General features: G+C 57.5%; 11 protein-coding genes. All 11 read right to left on the reverse strand.

Annotation, left to right across the window (positions count from 1 at the left end; translation table 11 throughout):
- Positions 1 to 8 precede the first annotated feature (8 nt).
- The 11 genes from EKA13_RS00190 to EKA13_RS00240 all read right to left on the reverse strand — a co-directional run bounded on the left by EKA13_RS00190 (position 9) and on the right by EKA13_RS00240 (position 15,992).
- Positions 9 to 1,190 carry an SPASM domain-containing protein gene (locus tag EKA13_RS00190; RefSeq protein ID WP_065757587.1) on the reverse strand — a complete coding sequence of 394 codons (1,182 nt, stop codon included), beginning with the start codon at positions 1,188 to 1,190 and terminating at the stop codon, positions 9 to 11.
- The gene (locus EKA13_RS00195) at positions 1,187 to 2,830 is read right to left on the reverse strand and encodes a radical SAM protein (protein WP_065757588.1); all 1,644 of its coding nucleotides are present in this window, start codon (positions 2,828 to 2,830) and stop codon (positions 1,187 to 1,189) included. Before EKA13_RS00195 ends, EKA13_RS00190 begins: the two co-directional genes overlap by 4 nt.
- Positions 2,823 to 6,290: a PEP-utilizing enzyme gene (locus EKA13_RS00200; RefSeq protein WP_065757589.1), complete on the reverse strand. Its 3,468-nt coding sequence runs from the start codon at positions 6,288 to 6,290 to the stop codon at positions 2,823 to 2,825. Before EKA13_RS00200 ends, EKA13_RS00195 begins: the two co-directional genes overlap by 8 nt.
- Positions 6,281 to 8,068 carry a radical SAM protein gene (locus EKA13_RS00205; protein ID WP_223218644.1) on the reverse strand — a complete coding sequence of 596 codons (1,788 nt, stop codon included), beginning with the start codon at positions 8,066 to 8,068 and terminating at the stop codon, positions 6,281 to 6,283. Before EKA13_RS00205 ends, EKA13_RS00200 begins: the two co-directional genes overlap by 10 nt.
- Positions 8,069 to 8,162: 94 nt before the next feature.
- Positions 8,163 to 9,887, reverse strand: a complete 1,725-nt coding sequence (locus EKA13_RS00210; RefSeq protein WP_065757591.1) for a radical SAM protein — start codon at positions 9,885 to 9,887, stop codon at positions 8,163 to 8,165.
- Positions 9,880 to 10,944, reverse strand: a complete 1,065-nt coding sequence (locus tag EKA13_RS00215; RefSeq protein ID WP_065757592.1) for a radical SAM protein — start codon at positions 10,942 to 10,944, stop codon at positions 9,880 to 9,882. The genes EKA13_RS00210 and EKA13_RS00215 overlap by 8 nt, the downstream gene beginning before the upstream one ends.
- A 40-nt stretch (positions 10,945 to 10,984) precedes the next feature.
- On the reverse strand, positions 10,985 to 12,229 hold the full coding sequence (locus EKA13_RS00220) for a hypothetical protein (protein ID WP_010792554.1): 1,245 nt from the start codon (positions 12,227 to 12,229) through the stop codon (positions 10,985 to 10,987).
- An 11-nt stretch (positions 12,230 to 12,240) separates the two neighbouring features.
- The gene (locus EKA13_RS00225) at positions 12,241 to 12,615 is read right to left on the reverse strand and encodes a hypothetical protein (protein WP_010792555.1); all 375 of its coding nucleotides are present in this window, start codon (positions 12,613 to 12,615) and stop codon (positions 12,241 to 12,243) included.
- Between the two features lie 37 nt (positions 12,616 to 12,652).
- Positions 12,653 to 13,771: a radical SAM protein gene (locus EKA13_RS00230; RefSeq protein WP_019484913.1), complete on the reverse strand. Its 1,119-nt coding sequence runs from the start codon at positions 13,769 to 13,771 to the stop codon at positions 12,653 to 12,655.
- The gene (locus EKA13_RS00235) at positions 13,768 to 14,910 is read right to left on the reverse strand and encodes a radical SAM/SPASM domain-containing protein (protein WP_023111134.1); all 1,143 of its coding nucleotides are present in this window, start codon (positions 14,908 to 14,910) and stop codon (positions 13,768 to 13,770) included. The genes EKA13_RS00230 and EKA13_RS00235 overlap by 4 nt, the downstream gene beginning before the upstream one ends.
- Positions 14,910 to 15,992, reverse strand: coding sequence for a radical SAM protein (locus EKA13_RS00240; protein ID WP_019484911.1), 1,083 nt, complete (start codon positions 15,990 to 15,992; stop codon positions 14,910 to 14,912). Before EKA13_RS00240 ends, EKA13_RS00235 begins: the two co-directional genes overlap by 1 nt.
- Positions 15,993 to 16,010 lie beyond the last annotated feature (18 nt).

Genomic DNA, 16,010 nt, shown 5'->3' on the forward strand with positions numbered 1-16,010 from the left:
TTCCTCGGCTATGCAGAGGCCAGACTTGCCTTGAATAGGCCGTCTAGCTTGTGGTTGTGATGTCGGGTTTCGATGCGGTGGAGCCAGCCTCTAACCTCCTCCAGTCCGTGTTCCTGAATGCCGGCATCGATGCGTCTGAAAAGCGCCTTCCAACTCGCACAGTGCGCAGAGCGGCCATACATGCCGTTCCCTTGTTGGATCGATTCGAACATGCAGCCGCCCTGGCACTCCTTAACAAATGGGCAGGCCTGGCAGTCGGCAGAGAGCCGCCCTGAACGGGCCGCCAGAGCTTCTAACAGTCCCGTATCGATCACACCGTCCAATGCATTGCCCACCCGAGATAACCCCGCGTCCGCCATTTCTTGGCACACGTGTAGGTCGCCATTCGGCTCCAAGCTGAGAGACCGCTGAGTGCAGTCCGCCTGGAATGCGCAGGCATGTGGCATCTGGTAGTTACCACCGGCTAAGGACGCCACGCGCGCGGTGGTGAGGTGGAAAAAGGGCTCCACGATAATCGGGTAGCGCATAAACCAGTCGTCGAAGGTCTCTAGGAGTGCCTTCATCGTCCGTTCTGCCCCTTGAAGGGCTTGGCCAGGCGTTCCTCCCTGAAACAGCGGACGAAGTGTCAGCATGCGGCCTTCTCGTGCGGCGAGCCGAGTCTGTTGCCTAGCAGAGTTCAAGCCTGACTGATCCAGGACGAAGACCGCGCCCGGGGTGCTCCGCTGGTTTCGAAGGTAATGGTCTGCCTCTTTCCAGATCAGCCGGTAGTTGTCCGCCGAGCCTTTCACTGTGCGCGCCTGGCTGAAATCGTCAACCGAGGTGCCAAGGCGGCCTTCGAACAGGTCGTATAGTCGACTAACTTTCTCCGGAGTGCCGATCAGGTTGCTCTGGGCACCATCCTGCATCTCTATTCCGTGTTGGGCGCACGCTTTCCGCAAATACCGAACGCACTCCTTCAACTCTTGGTAAGGAACGGTGAGGATTTCGCCTCCTATGTACTGGGCCGATAGGAACGTCGGCGCAGCCCCGATCTGGGGGAGTGCTCGGTTGAGGATGAAGTCAATTGACTTCATGAAAGCGGCAGGCGACATCCGCGACGAGGCATTCTCCATCCAGCTGCTGCAGTAGCTGCAGTCCGCGTTACATGACTTCGTCATCCGGATGTGCAAGGTGAAGGGCTGATGAATCATGCGGCGAGCTCCATGGCAGCCATTGCCTCCCGGCACATGAGCACCACTTCATCGAGATGCGCGCCCCCCAACAGCGCCCGAACTGGGTTCCCTGCGGCCAGGTCAGCGATGATATTTTCAACCAGGTGCGCGAGTTTCCATTGCTGCCGGTACCGGATTTCGCTGATCACGCGCACTGGATCGAAAGTCAGGTACTGGTAATTGCCAAACAGGATGTGACGGAAAAGCTCCTCACCACCCTCCTCTGCAGCGTCTGCATACCAATTTTTCGGCGTGTCGATCTGCGCGCCGATCGCATCATAGAAGAACAAGCGTTCGGCCCAAGACTTCCCGAACAGGGCGCCTGGCATCATTTCTACGAGCCGGGGTCGGTCGAACTCATTGAAGAAGCTGTCGTAGGCGCCGGCGAAAGAATCCTCGATCAGGGGGACTTCCCGGCCGCGCTCAATGTTCGCGGTTGCAACCCGGAGCCGAAGCGCCCCTTCCCGCTTCCTGGCTTCCATCACTGCCAGGTACTTGGAGCGGTCGGTTTCAGCGCCAGCATTGGCCTTGGCCTGCAGCCATACCCGCTTTAGGCCAGGACAGTCTCCGTCGGCGATGATGCTGCGCAGGTTATGGTGAAGGTTCTTGTGCCACGCCCATCCACCGGAGCACACGACGGCAAACTCACAAGTGCCACACTCCTCGTAGGGCATGCTGTGGCGCACCAGCATCTCTGGGGCATTGTTGAAGATTGCCTTTTCCGCGAACCGCAGGTCCTGCACTGAGAGTGGTTCAGTTGGCTGTATCGCCTCGTCACCGGTGTAGCTGGAGTTGAAGGTCACCTCGCCGTTCTGTTCTACCTCGAGGTCGTAGCTGTCATTACCCGGGTAGTGGAAATGGGTCGCGGTAACAGACGCCGTCTCCATTTCCACCAACGGGCTGATGGTCACCCCGTCGGGCACCAACTCGCTCAGAGCAAGGATGTAGTCGGACACTTCGCCGTAGGTACAAGTCTTGTGAAAGTAACTCTTGCCGCTGCCTGCCGGGTAGAGCATGTCGCAGGTGATATCGGTGATTCCGCGGCTGACGAACTCTTCGACGATGAACTTAGGCCCGCGCTCAATTACGGCCTTGCTCATGGTGATGCAGAGGGTTTTGCGCTTGATGCCGGTGATGGCCTCTAGCGTTCTGAAGTATCTGGGGAGAAGCTTGTCGTCCTTCAGGAACCGATTGGTGTCAGGTTCCCATGGTACAAACACATCCAACCCGTAGCCATATCGGTGGCCCATCTCGTTGAGAAGGCTGATGTACCCTGGGTCCTTGAAAATCAGGTTGGTACACCAAATGAGGGCGGCCTCGGCGTTGTAGTCGCGCTCCCATCCGGCCATGACCTCCAGGGTCCAGGGCAGATTTCTTTCCCAGTAGGCCAGCGGCATCATAGTCAGCTCGCCGCCGAGCAATTCGATGTTGATCTTGGTGACTTTCCGGTCTGCCTTGAACAGAGCTTCGATGCTATCGAAGGTCTTCCGGTAGAGGCCCTCGTCCATCATGGCCTTATCCCGGAGCAGCTCTGGCTTCACGTAGCAGTGGGTACAGCCGAGGTTGCAGAGGCGAGTTGGTGCAATACAGACGTTGAGCATGTCCAGGGCGTTATGCACGGCACACCTCTCCAGAGGCGGAAATGAACACCAGTGCCGAGTCCTTTTGATCCCCAATGTCGGCGCCGACCACGTGCGGCACTCGAAGACGCCTGGCGTGCTGCATGAGATGAGACAGCGCAGAACCTTCGCGAACGACAAGCGCGCCTGCGCGCGCTATCAGCGGGAGATAGCTCATTTCCGCTCGGTCAATCAGCAGTGCGTCCCCTGGTTGGAACTCATCTTTGCTGGCCAGCCGCAGGCAGATGCCTTTAGCTGGTACTCCCCATACGAAGGCGTTTAGCCCTAGATCTCGGTCATGACCTGCCAGTAGGTTGGCCAGCGGGAGAGGCCTGCTTTGCATTGCTACTGTTTCTAGCGCTGCCGCCCTGGAGTCAGTATCGGTACCAACTGAAACGTCTAGGGCTGACATGAGGGAGTTGACTGCCCCACGTTGCTCGATCTCGGCGAGCAATGGGCGCAAGCGCTTCAGTTCGTACATGACCTGCACCGCACTTTCATCCTTCAGCCAAGCCATTGGAGAGTCGGTAGCCTGTATAACGCCGCCGAGAAGATCGTCTCCGTCCAGACTCGACTTACCCTGGATAGCGAAGCCATTCAGCGAATGGCATCCCATGCGCTCAAGCAGATCGGCCCGGGAGTCCGCCTCTGCCTCTTCCAATGCCGCGCCAAGTACAGTCGAGGATAGTGGCCGCGAAAAACCCTTGATGCGCGCCTTGATACGGAGTTCAGCTGCCAGAGTCGCCAACCGGTTGAATCGCCCGTACACGTCCCGAATTCGACCAAGGTCGTGGGTGACCGCTGCAATCAGCTGTTCGGTGTCGGCAGAGAGGTCGGGGAGCCATAAAGTGCGCTGCGCCAGTCGTTCCCGATGCTCTGTTTCGAAAGCTTCAATGATCGCCGCGGAGGGAAATGCAATGGTCGGGGACATCCGGGTGTAGTCAACTGCCGAGGAAATGTCCTGATAGAGCGACAACAATCCGCCAATGAAAGACTTGGCTTGAACCAGCCGGTACCTGCCTACGGTCAGTTGCTCCCCCTTGATTGCGCAAGCGGCGAGTACGGCAGCTTCCAGCTTGCCGGTGTGTGCTACTGGAGCAACGACGAAGCGGCGAGTGTTTTTGGATATACGGTGCTTGAGGCCTATTCTTCCGAGTTGGTCAGTGCTGACCTGCAGGATGGTCAGCTTCCCCGATACCGAGCGGGCCCACTCAATACTCGTGGCGCCCATAACTCGCTGCAGGCGCAGCAGCACCCGGCAGACAGCCCGGTCTCTTGGGTCGAGCCTGTTTACATCCCATATCGGTACTGCAAAACGCGACGTTGCCGCGGTGCCTGCCGTAACCTGGTCAGCATGGCCTCCTTCGCAAATGATCATGTGGTCATCGGCTTCGGTACCGAACATAGCCACCCCGAATGTTTGGCCTTGAATCCGGGGCTGAACGAAACACATACCTTCCTCTCCAGAGCGCTCTATCTCGCCAATGACCTGAGCGGCCGAGGCCCAGACCTGGTGCTCGCCGTCGGCGTAAAGGGAGTCGTAGATTCCAATAGTCGTCGCCTCACAGCTCTCCGACCGTGCAGCAGAGCGAACAATAGTTGGCTTCATGCGTGCCCAGCGTGGGAGATGTCTACCCGTCGAATTGACCAGGGCAGGGGTGATGACGACGCCAGGCAGGACGTGGAAGCCATGCTCCGCAGCTTCGGCCAGTAAGCGAATCTTCTCTGGTAGGTCGGTAGGATGTACGCCCAATGGGACAGTGAACCGTCTTTTCCGATAGCGCCGGTGCGCCGTCCAGCAGAGAGCACTTAGAAGACCTGCCGTCAGCTGCACAGCGACAACCCAGTCCGTAGGCACGTCGGCTCGTACCCACTCTTCAAGGGTCCAGCTAGAAACCTGGAAGACGCCGAGTGCTGCAACCGCAACCAGCCCCTTAGCGGCCAACGTTGGAGTTGCGCAGAAGGCGATGGTCAACACTAGGGCCAGTAAGGCGCTGTACAGGAGATAGCCCTTTATGCCATCTCCCAGAAGGGAAACGGCCTTGAAGCCCGCCTCGCCAAGTTCATTGCGGGCCTTGGCCGAGAATTCGCGCCAACCGTCGTACAGGTCGGGATTCGACAGTCGCTCTCGGCTAAATAGCTCCGGCTCAGTGTTGATGCCCAGCCAGCCGGCCCCCTTTTCCGACAGGTATTCGCCGGCCAACAGTGAGTGGTAACTGCTGCGCCGGTCATAGCCCAGTCCGGCGTAAGTGGCAGTAGGGTCCAGCTTGGCCAACTCCTCGGCCATCTGGCCTCTGGCGACCTTTTCCATGTCGATGTGGACTGTCCCGCGGATGCGTTCGCGGGTAGTTGCCCAGTCTGCAGCAGGCTGGAAGTCCAGAAACACGACACGAGGCTTGCGTTCTAAGTAGGAAAACGTCTCCGAGTTGCCGAATAGTCGTTCGGCATTCTTGAAATGCCGGTAGTACGGTGGCTTTACCAGAAGCTCATCCTCAGTCGGAAGGATGAACTGAGGATCGAGGCCTCGGGACCTGAGGAGAGTTAGGATTACCCAGGTATTACCGGTGAAGTAACCTTCCGCCGCAGAGATCAGGATAGGCCGATCGCCGATGGTGGCGACGATGTTATCCAGACCGGCGAGGAAGGTTGGAAGATCCGAAATCATGTCGCCATGAAGCCAGCCGTCATGTTCAAACTGGTCCCGGGTTGTGTCACTTATGATCTGCAAGCCAGGTGTTGCGGCAATCACCTTTGGGAATTGGCTTGGCAGGATGGCCCTAGGGTCTTCCTCATTTGCAAGGTGCTTCCAGCCGTATGGATGCAGAGATTTAGTGCCACCGACCAGAAATCGAACCTCAATACCGAGTCGGGCCTTCAGAGCCTCTGAGATAGCAGCGGCCGAGCTTCCATACTGGTCGATAAGCACCACTGGCACCGACGATTCACGAATCAGCGCCAGCAATTTAGCTGGGCTTTTGCCGAGCTCTTTCGCCGACACTCCATTTCCGAAATCCTGGAAGAACGGTTCAGGCATTGGGTCAATTCGAACCGCGCGGATGGTGCGCTTGGCCAAACTGTCGATGAACTCTGCCGGGTCCATAGCCGTTGGCATCTGCGCCTGCTCATCCAGAGCAACTTCCCGAAACGGAATCTCGGTTATGCGTTCAGCCGGCGAGCCTGAGTCGATGAAATTCGCATCCAACTGACTCGCCCGCTGATCATTGAGCACCAGCGCCAGCACGGCCAACCCAGCGGCGAATCCCAACGCCAGGCTTTTCACCTTGCCATGCTTGCCCGAACAGAATCGGAGGTACCCAAAGACGCCAGCGGCGATCAGTAGTGCAATTACCGTTGACGGTCCGCCGAGGAGCATTGCGCCACCGGCGATAACGACGGGGAAGGCTTGCGCGTTGCAGGACAGTCCCAGGGCACATGCGCCCAGAATCCAAGTCAGACGCATGTCATCCTCTCTTTTGTGATCTGCCAGTCCCTGATTGCCGCGTGCGCCTTTCGCGAAAAAGACACGGCCTGCAGGTGGATGCGTGACAGGTACTCGTAAGCATCCGGGGTCAGGAAATGGTCACGGCGCTGGTCCAAAGAGTCGGCAATGTCTGCAGGCACGGCGCAAGTCATCCCCCACATGATCAGGTCCTCGAACTTGAAGGACACTTCAAGCCCGCTGTTCCACCGTGGGAAACCGCCTACAACTTCAATTGGTAGGTCCATCCACCTGGCCAACTGCACGGCATCCAGGATGAAGCCAGACAGGTGGTGATCGGGCCGACGGCGAACAAAGTCCCAGATGAGGGCATCATCGATCCCAAGGGAGTGATAATTGCCGGCCAGCGAATGCGCGATGATGGAAGCTTCCTCGCCGAAGCGACTTAGTCCACCCTCGAAGACGACTTGTTTGCCCAGGCGATCGTAGAACCACAGCCGCTGCCGGACGGTGCAGCCGAAGAGCATTTCGGGTATCACCTGCACCACGACGGCAGATCTCACTGCATCAAAATAGCCCTCGTAGTCGTCGACATAATTGGTTTCGAAGAAGGCTGTGGCCTCGCCGGCAGCCGCCCGTGCGATAGCTCTGATCCTTCTCTCGCGGCGGGCATTGCCGTATCGCGTCACACCCACTTGATCGAAGCTCGTCTGAGCCTGCTTTTCCCATAGCTGGAAGAACCCTGGGCAACTGAACTCCCCTTCCGGAGCAGCCATGTACTTTACGAGCACTTCAGGTGAGAGCTGCTTGTGAGGGTACCAACCGGAGTTGCAGGCCTGCAGGTAGGCACACCCTCGGCAGAAGTCATGCTCGTAGGACAGTTTTGCATCGAGCTCGCTGTTGTTCCCCCAAACCACCTTCAGCGCGGCATTCCGATCCCAAACATTCAGGTTGATGTATGGGCGCACCGCTTCAGTACCGGTTTGGTTCGGGTTCAGCGATAGCTCCCCGCGGTGATCCCAGTGGTACTCGTAGGCGTCGTTGAGTGTGTTCTGTGAACGGGAAAGTGTGCGGAGAGACTTCCTCATGTCGTCCAGATGGTCGACAGTCAGGCCGTAGGGAGCGCCAAGTTCAGTCAAATCCTCAATGAAACGGGCCACGTCACGGTAGTACGGCTGCGCTCGATCAAAGTAGGACCGGCCTGATCCCCACGGGAAGATCATGTCGCAGGTCACGTCGCTGATCCCGCGCTTCACGAAGGTGTCAATGATGTACTGCGGACCAAGGTCTATGAGGCCCTGCCCCATCACCAACACCAGGTTGAGCATGTTGCACTCGCCCAGCGCTTCGATTCGTTCAAGGTATTTGGGGAAGATGGCCATGTTTTTGCCGAACCGGCCACTCTCTGTTCCCTCGAAGGGGATCGCAATGTCCATTGCGGGATGCCCCTTGAACTGCCTAAGCAAATCCAGGTAGCGGTCATCCTTCCACATGAGATTCGAGCAGAAGGTGAACTCGGTAGGCGTGCCGGCAGCATTCAGGTCGGAAATACGGTCCAGAACCCAAGGTAAGTTCCGCTCCCAGAATTCGAAGGGCATCAGCGTCGCCTCACCCCCCAGCACGTCTAAATGCAGATAGGTGACGGACTGGTCGAGATGGAATGCCTCGACGATAACCTCCACTTCGCGACGGAAGGTTGCCTCGTCTATGTATTCCTTGCGCCTGAGCAGGTCTGGTTGGATATAGCAGTGCTTGCAGGCAAGGTTGCAATTGAGATTGGTCGAGATGGTGGTACTCATCATCTCGATCGACCGATTGCGTGGAAGGGCGTAGGGCAAAATGTTCATGCCCTAATAGTGGAAACCGAGTGCCCCTTATTTGGAAAATGGGATGCTAAATCGGGTTCCGCATTTTGGTGGATCTCAGCGAGGCCTCGCGCCGGAGATGCATCGATACGAGTTTTATCTCAGGCTCAGGGTGCTCACCTGCAGGGGGCCCCGCCGGCGAGGGATGGGAGAGCACCCAGCGCAGCAGTTGAGTATTGTGGCCGGCCAGAATGAGGTCCTTGTCCTTCACTTGCAGGCCCTGGGCAAGTAGAGAGGTTTCCTCCACGATTGTGGCCAACTGGTCATCTGGCGAGGTTCTCACCCACTCCCAGACCATCGCGGGGTCCAGCTGCAGAGCCGGGGTGTCCCCGTATACCAGGTGCTCAATCACCAGGCGTTTCAGATCGTTGGAAAGAATTCCAAAATCGTCACAGCTTAGGTTTATCGTTGCTCCTACAGCCTGGTACGCCCAGATTCGCTCCATGAGCGGTCTGCCGATTTGGGCTCCAGGGTTCAGAGCAACCCGAGCATTCTCCACCTGCTTTAGCCAGGCGTAAAAAGCCAAGCCTTGGCCGGCGATCTCGTCATGGACCTGTTTGGATGTGACGCTATCCGTCGGTGACTTGAGGATGGCACGCATAGCTTCATGGTGAGTGTTCATCCGTGTATCGAACTCCCCGAATCGATCCTTCACTTTCGACCAGAGGCGCTTGTAGCCAGGGCACTCAGCTGAGTCCCATGCTCGTACATCCTCCGGTTCGGCAATTCGATAGTGGTACCAGCCGCCCGCGCAGTAGGAGTGGAACTCACATTGGAAGCAGTAGTCGTGGTAGCGGGAGAGTTTGTTATCCAGCTCCGAGGTGTTGTCCGCAAGAACCTTGAACGCCCAATCCGGATCGTCGATGTAGATCCTGGTGTCACCGAGGGCGGCCTCCGAAGTGGTCTGTGAGGCATTGAAGCTGGTGAGGCCGTCTGGCTCAACCGCCAGGTCATAGCGGAAGTTGCCGATGCACTGATAGCTGGTGCCTCGGAACATGGCGCTCGTCATCTCGTCTGCTGGCGTGAAGGTGATGCCTTTAGGCGCTATCTCGAAGAGCCTGCACAAGTAGTCACTCATCTGGGCGAAGCTGATCATGTTCGGCTGCCAGAACGCCTTGCCTGAGCCGTAAGGGCTGATCATCTTGATGCTGAAGTCGGTGACACCCAGCGGCAGGAACTGTTCCAACAGATAGTCCGGCCCCAATTCGACCGTGGTCTTGGTGAGGATGACGTCGAGGATCTTTTGCCGCACCTTCAGGGCGCTGACAGTCTCGCGCCAGGCGGGCATCAGCTTATCCCGCTTACCGAAGCGGTTGGTTTCCGGCTCCCACGAGGTGTAAACGCACATTTCCGGCCAATCGCCGTACTGGTTGAACAGGTCGATGTAGTCGGCTCGCCTGCGCTGGTCTGAGAAAATGAGGTTGGAGAGGACGTTGACCGAGCCCGGTGTCTTGAGTTGTGCGTTGAAGTCCCGGCATTGCTCTAGGGCGAACGGTAAATTTCGACGCCAGAACTCGACTGGCATCTTGGTGATCTCGCCGCCGATGATTTCCCACTCGACCTCCTCCAAACCGCGGTCCAGGGCTACGAGGTCTCGGACACGGTCGAATATCTCCCTGAAAACCCCTTCCTCCATCTCGACGGGATTGGCCAACTCCGACGGATCGATGTAGCAGTGAGTGCACCGCCGATTGCACCATCGGGTAGCGGTGATGCTGATGTTGGCCTGATTCAACCGGGATTGTTTATGCACAGCGCATCTTCTCCAGTAGCAGGTCCCACATTCCCTTCCCACCCGCGCACTCCCCAGAGCCATCGGTGACTGGCACATGGGCGGGTCCGCCGGAGCAGTAGCTGAAATGAGGGCAGGACCTGCAAGGCAGGAGACGGCGCCGTTCGGCAATAACGCGGGCCAGGCGCCGGGGTGATGAGAGCAATTCGTCAAGAGGTGCGTCTTGGAGGTTTCCAAGGAGCGTCCCTTCGAGATCGGAATAGAGGGGGTTTGTCGTTACAGATCCGTCCGGGTTCAGGGTCAAAAATCGATCTTCTGACAGGACGTTGAATTGGTTGTTGGCCTCGCCGGCTACCTGTTCCAGTGCGCCGATGGTAATCCCGGCGTCCCTAAGCTGCCGGCCATGGGTGGCTTCCAGCGTGTGAAGGAAGGTCCAAACGGCTGCATAGCTTGCGGTGAGCGGGAGCTCCGGCGCCGAGGATGCTTGGTAGATTGGCTCTGCCAGGAAGGTCCGGAAGTCAACAGAGATGTCGAACTCCCAGACCTTAGCCTTCGTAGAGAGCATAAGCTCCGCCAACGCGGTCGGGCCGTGCTTGATAGTCTCGGAATTGAGTTCGACGTTGACGGTACACACCACACCCGCATCCCAGAAGCGGTTCAGGCCAGTGAGGAAACGCCGGGTATACAGATCTTCTGAGCCCGATAGGCTGAACTTGTGCCCTAGGGCGAACGTTGTCTCAACCTGGCCGTTGAAAGCCGAATGAGAGAGATCAATGAGCCAATTGGGGACAGAAAAGCAGTTGGTCACCATGGTCTGGGAAGCGTGTGGGAGTAGGCCTCGGGCCTGGTCCACGTACAACTGCATGCGACTAGGGCCCACGATCGTTGGCTCTCCACCTTCCCAGATCAGGGTCACCGGCCGGTCTGCCCAGAAATCGGATGTCAGGAAGGCTGCAAGCGTGTAGGTGGGGAGTCGCTCACCGGCGGCCCGGTTGGCCTCGGTTAAATAGCAGCGCTTACAGTCAACGTTGCACTGGCGAGTTACGTTGATGAACCCAACTGCTTCTGATTTTGCCATCACTCCCCCTATCCCCCATCCCATTGAGATGAGGGACCGATCAGCCGACAGCGATAAGGCCGCTGGCGGGTGCAGGTACCGGTTTGGGTGCTGGAGGCGGAGGCGGGCTCACATGGTTTCCAGCCTCAAGAACTGCTCGAATCATGGAAAGAAACTCACCAGTGGCCAGCGCTGCAATCTTCGGCTCAACGTCCATCGCCACGGCTATGCGCGACGCAACGGAACCAGGTTGAACAGTTCCGTGATCGAGGTTGATGCGCTCTTGCACCTGCAGGGTGGACTCGACGCCTGCCCATGCCTGGTCCATCTCATCGATACCGAATGCTGCAGCAAATGCAGCCCCTAAGGCATTGGCGAGTTTGGCCTGGCGGGTATTCACCGGAGGGGTAGCCTGCCCCTCAACCGCGGGCTCATCCGGTGGTAGGTACTTATCCAATACCGTGTGGACGCCGTGCTTCAGCTCGTACAGCATGCCGGCAGCGTTGGACAGGCTAAGCCCCGTGGACTTACTCACCATCCGAATGAGATTGGGCAACGGTGTTCGTAGGTCGAGCTCTTCCTCCAGGATGCGCGCTCGGGAGTCACGGAACTGCGCTTGCTTGAGGTGAATTGCCTTGGCCACCTTTTCGAGGATCTCATTGAAAGCATCCTCAGTCCCAAAGTGCTCCATGATGACGTCGTGAATTACGACTTTCACGTACTCCATAACCACTTCAGGCATGCCTTCGGTGAATAAGGTATTCATCATCTCGTCGGTCGAGATGGATGCCGGAATGTGCCCTGCCGCCACACCGAAAAGGTATTCGAGGTAGCCATCGATTGGCGCGACACGGATGTTCGATTGAGGCGAGGCAAGCCACATCCTCCCGTAGGTACGGAGTACCTCGCAGTAGCGTTCCACTTTCTCGTCGACGACGGTGGTGTGCCCTGGCGGGAGCAGGTTGATGTTGAAGCCCGAGGATTCAGCGTGCATCAGCAATTCGTCGGGCGATACGGTGCAATCGTAAGGGATGTCGATCGACACCGAATTGAGACTGCCGGCAGCCAAGATCAAGCTGAAAGTGAAGTCGTCGCTGGGAAGGTCCGGCGAGTCTGGGTGACTCTGCGCACGCAAGCCCAAGTGACAGGCATCGCGAGGGATGCGCTTGAGAGTCGTGTCGCACTCTACGTTGAAGTACGATACATCCCGCTTGATCTCGTGTTCGGGCGAAGTCTGAAGATGGCTGGACTGTGCAAGGAAGATCCCTTCAAGGTCCGAAACTCTCATTCCAACTTGAACTGTCATGGAACCCCCAATCAGCGCCAGCCACGCGAGCCATGGCACGCGCCGTGGCAGGCACCATGACAAGCGTTATGGCAGTAACCCCAGTCGCCGATCCGGGTGGAGTCCATATCTTTTGCTGTGGCTGTGGCCGCCAGCAGCATGTTGTCGATGCCGCCCACCATGTTGCCCACGACGATCTCGCTCAACACCTTCTGGTGTTGTTCAACCATAGGCTTGATCGGGTTCATCTCCAGGATGGCGCGCAGACGGGCGATTTCCTTATCTGCAGCGAGATCTTCAGTCGACTGCTCCACAGTGAACGACTTGTGAGTTTCGGCGTAAGCGCTGGCGGTCAAGGCGCTGACCGCGATTGCGACCATGACTCGATTGCCGGTGAACTGCTTCATCTTCCCCTCCATTTCTGCTTGCCCAAAGGGCCGATTCTTACCCAGCGATTGCTATCAACCCGGGGTTATCTCTGGTTGCGATGTGGTCATTCAGTAGCCTGAACGTCATGTATCCCCCTGCACACTCCTGGCTCTCGTCCATTCGGGGCGTGGCCATACAACCTGAGCTACAAATAGGCTTGAACTGGCAGGTAGAGCAGTCCATTTGACGCTCCTCTCGGGCAGTCTCAAGCTGGGTGTGCTCCACCACAGTCACGCCAACTGCGTTCCTGTTATCCCGCTCCGAGGTCAACGCAGTACAGGCGGAGTAATAGCCGTTCTGGTCGAACGTGTGAAAGCGAGTATCACAAGCGCCGGAGAGACACCCGTAACCTCCTCTCTCACCGCGGCGCAGCCTTTCCACGCTGGCGATAAGCCCATCCAGCGGAGAGATGTTCAGTTCCTGCCGACCTTCCCGCTGCTGAGTCATGAAGCGGCTGTAGGCCATGGCAAAGCGACCAATCCACATGCTGTATTCGCGGTTCGTGACTCCGAGCCAATCCCAGTTGGTTATCGCATATCCAGTTCTGGTCAGCCTCTCAAAGTGGGCCAGGGAAATTCCGCGCTCGAGAAGGAAGTCAATGAGGTCAGTTGGGTTCCTGAACCTGTTGATCAGTGGTTTGGTCACCGTGATGACCATGTACGGTGTCAGCTGAAGGCTTTGGAGTGTCTGAATGTTGGCCCAGAACTTATTTTCGAACTGCTCGTTCGATTCGGGACGTCCAGCCCTTATAAGGCGTATCTCCGGGTCCCAGGACACCCCGACAATGCCATCAAAGAACTCGCGATAGAGCTCAGCCCAACGTAGGTCGAAGGTCATCAAGTTCGTCTGAAGCGAGAAACGCACGTCGAACTCGGACAGTTCAGTCTTCAAAAACACAACTGACTTGCGCATGAACTCCTGACCAACCAGCGTTGGCTCCCCCCCGTGGAGCTGGAACAGCAGGACCTGGCCTGGTCGAGCAAAAGAACGGACCTTCGCCGGAATCTGCTCGATATTGTTCCAGTCCATCCGCTTCGGATTGTTGGGGATGAAACAGTGTTGGCAGTGGAGATTGCATGCCTCGATGAGCCGCACATAGATCATGTGATCGAAGTCGGGTGCACCCTTGCTCATGCGATGCGCTCCAGCCCGATGGTGTACGGGTCAAAGGGCAGCGCGCCTGCCGCGGACAGGTAGCCGGTAGCAAATCGGCGTCCCTCCTCGTTGGCAACGAACTCTTTGACTTTCGCTAGGTGTGATCGATAGCCGGCACACTCCCCTGCACCGGTATGAACCTGGTGATCAGTGATTGGGCAGCCGCTCTTGCACCATGAACGGAACTCGCACTTACGGCAGTGATTCTCGATGTGGTCGATGTGCTGAACCTTGATCCAGCCCAATCGCTCAGGGCTGGACTGGAAGGCATCGATGCCATCCTGGACCTTTGGCCAAAGGTCTGTCTCGTACTCCATCCGATCAGGGCAGGTGTTGAGCGCTCCGTCAGGATTAATCACTAGAAAGTCGCGCTGGCAGGTTCCGCCCCAGCGCTCGCCGGGTTGGTTGTGCAATACCCCACCAATGGCCGCTGCCACGGCATTGTTCGTTACGCAGGAACCGGTCCGTCGCAAGTCCTCTATCGACACATCGAACAGGTCGCTCAGAAAATCGCTGTGTTCCTTGTTGCTTGGGCGGTCTCCGTCGGCCCCGTAGGGGTTGTACCGCTCGATGTTGAAATGGGTGAACCCGTGTTCTTTGAACCACCCATAGATCTCCGCTACTCGACCAAGCTCATTGCGCGTCGGCACCATGATTGGGCCCACTTGAAGACTATGGGAGCGGGCCAGGTGGACCTTCTCCAGCCAAAGATCGATGTACTTGTTATTGGAGCCCTGTATGGTGCGGCCGCTGAAGTCGATAGAGGAGCCGACGAAGCCATCACACCGCTCCTGCAAGAATGGGATGTGTGAACTGCGCAGTGGAATGAGCGAGGTCTGGATGGCTTCCTGAATTTCAATACCGGAGAGGCCGCGCCGGACCTTGTCCGAGAGATCCATGAGTACCCCGGCACTCATACTTAGCGGCTCGCCTCCGTGGTACAGGATGGAGACTCGGTCGTGCCCCTCCCGTTCGGCCAGGTTGCGGATCAGATCCAAGCTGTCCTGGAGGGTAGCCTCCGACATACGGGACTTATTGGCCCGCACATCCTCTGGGAGGTAGCAGAAGTCGCAACCTACGTTGCAGAAGTTTGTTGGCTTGAGATAGACCTGAAGCATCAGTTTGCCCACCCGTATGCGGAGAGTCGCGCGCGGGCGCTATCGGGAGTGATGCCGAGCTTGTAGAGAATACGGTCAGCCTCACCAGTCACAACCGACTGCTTGAGACGATTGAAAACCATCTTCCAGCTCTGGCAATAGCCGAACTTGCCCCCCATCCCTCTTTCGAAGAGCACGGCATCGCGGGCACAGCCGCCCTCGCATTCGGTGAAATGCGGGCATGTCTTGCAGTCTGGCGGAAGGTTGACTGCTCGCCCCATGATTTCTCGGGAGGCAGGTGATGCGGCCAGCGCGGGAGCGATGTCGGCACCAGAGTAGAACTTGACCTCAACTGGTTTCGCTTCCTGCACCTCACCGGTAAGGATGTTGCCGAAGCGAAAGCGCTTGTCGCCGAAATCGCTGAATTCGCTACAGTTGTACACCGAGCCATCAGGATCGATGGTCAGGAACCGACCTCCACAGGACTTCGTCCAGGGGCACAGCATGCTCTTGTAGCCAGCCACCTTCTGCAGCATCAAGTCCAGCGGCGTAATGCGGAATACCGGGACTTCATCAATCCAGCGATCGTAGAGATCTACAAGCATCTGTCCATAGGTCGTTGGGGCAATGAGCATACCCGCCTCCCTGGCACGACCGGCGGGGTAGGCGTAGTTGAACCGGATGTCGAATCCTGCTGAGCCATATGAGAGGGCTCGCTCATACATGTCCATCGCAGCCGTAGCCGCCCCTTCATCGTAAACTCCGATTACGAGCGGTCGAAAGTCGTCGGCGATTACCTGGTCCATTGCTCGCCAGAACAGACGGTCATACGTCTCAGCGGAGCCTTTTACCGTGCGGTATTTCTTGTAAGGGTCGAAGCTTGTAGATACCCGGCCCTCAAAGATTTCCGAGAACACTCGCTTCCATCGTTCAGACTTGTACCCCAAAAGGTTGGTTTGGATTGCAAAGTGAACACCACCATGTTGGGCCAATGCGTACTCAGCGCAGGCTTCGAAGAAATCAGGGCCCATGAGCATCGGCTCACCGCCATGCCAGATCCAGTCGATGTTTGGCGTGAACGACGGCTGCAGGCGATCGAACATCCGCTTGAAATCATCAAG

It is taken from the genome of Pseudomonas defluvii (assembly GCF_001695625.1).
GTDB lineage: Bacteria > Pseudomonadota > Gammaproteobacteria > Pseudomonadales > Pseudomonadaceae > Aquipseudomonas > Aquipseudomonas defluvii.

Excerpts from the sequence above, each read along its gene's own strand:
- EKA13_RS00190 (WP_065757587.1), bottom strand. The coding sequence starts at position 1,190 with ATGATTCATCAGCCCTTCACCTTGCACATCCGGATGACGAAGTCATGT.
- EKA13_RS00200 (WP_065757589.1), bottom strand. The coding sequence starts at position 6,290 with ATGCGTCTGACTTGGATTCTGGGCGCATGTGCCCTGGGACTGTCCTGC.
- EKA13_RS00205 (WP_223218644.1), bottom strand. The coding sequence starts at position 8,068 with ATGAGTACCACCATCTCGACCAATCTCAATTGCAACCTTGCCTGCAAG.
- EKA13_RS00215 (WP_065757592.1), bottom strand. The coding sequence starts at position 10,944 with ATGGCAAAATCAGAAGCAGTTGGGTTCATCAACGTAACTCGCCAGTGC.
- EKA13_RS00220 (WP_010792554.1), bottom strand. The coding sequence starts at position 12,229 with ATGACAGTTCAAGTTGGAATGAGAGTTTCGGACCTTGAAGGGATCTTC.
- EKA13_RS00225 (WP_010792555.1), bottom strand. The coding sequence starts at position 12,615 with ATGAAGCAGTTCACCGGCAATCGAGTCATGGTCGCAATCGCGGTCAGC.
- EKA13_RS00230 (WP_019484913.1), bottom strand. The coding sequence starts at position 13,771 with ATGAGCAAGGGTGCACCCGACTTCGATCACATGATCTATGTGCGGCTC.
- EKA13_RS00235 (WP_023111134.1), bottom strand. The coding sequence starts at position 14,910 with ATGCTTCAGGTCTATCTCAAGCCAACAAACTTCTGCAACGTAGGTTGC.
- EKA13_RS00240 (WP_019484911.1), bottom strand. The coding sequence starts at position 15,992 with ATGTTCGATCGCCTGCAGCCGTCGTTCACGCCAAACATCGACTGGATC.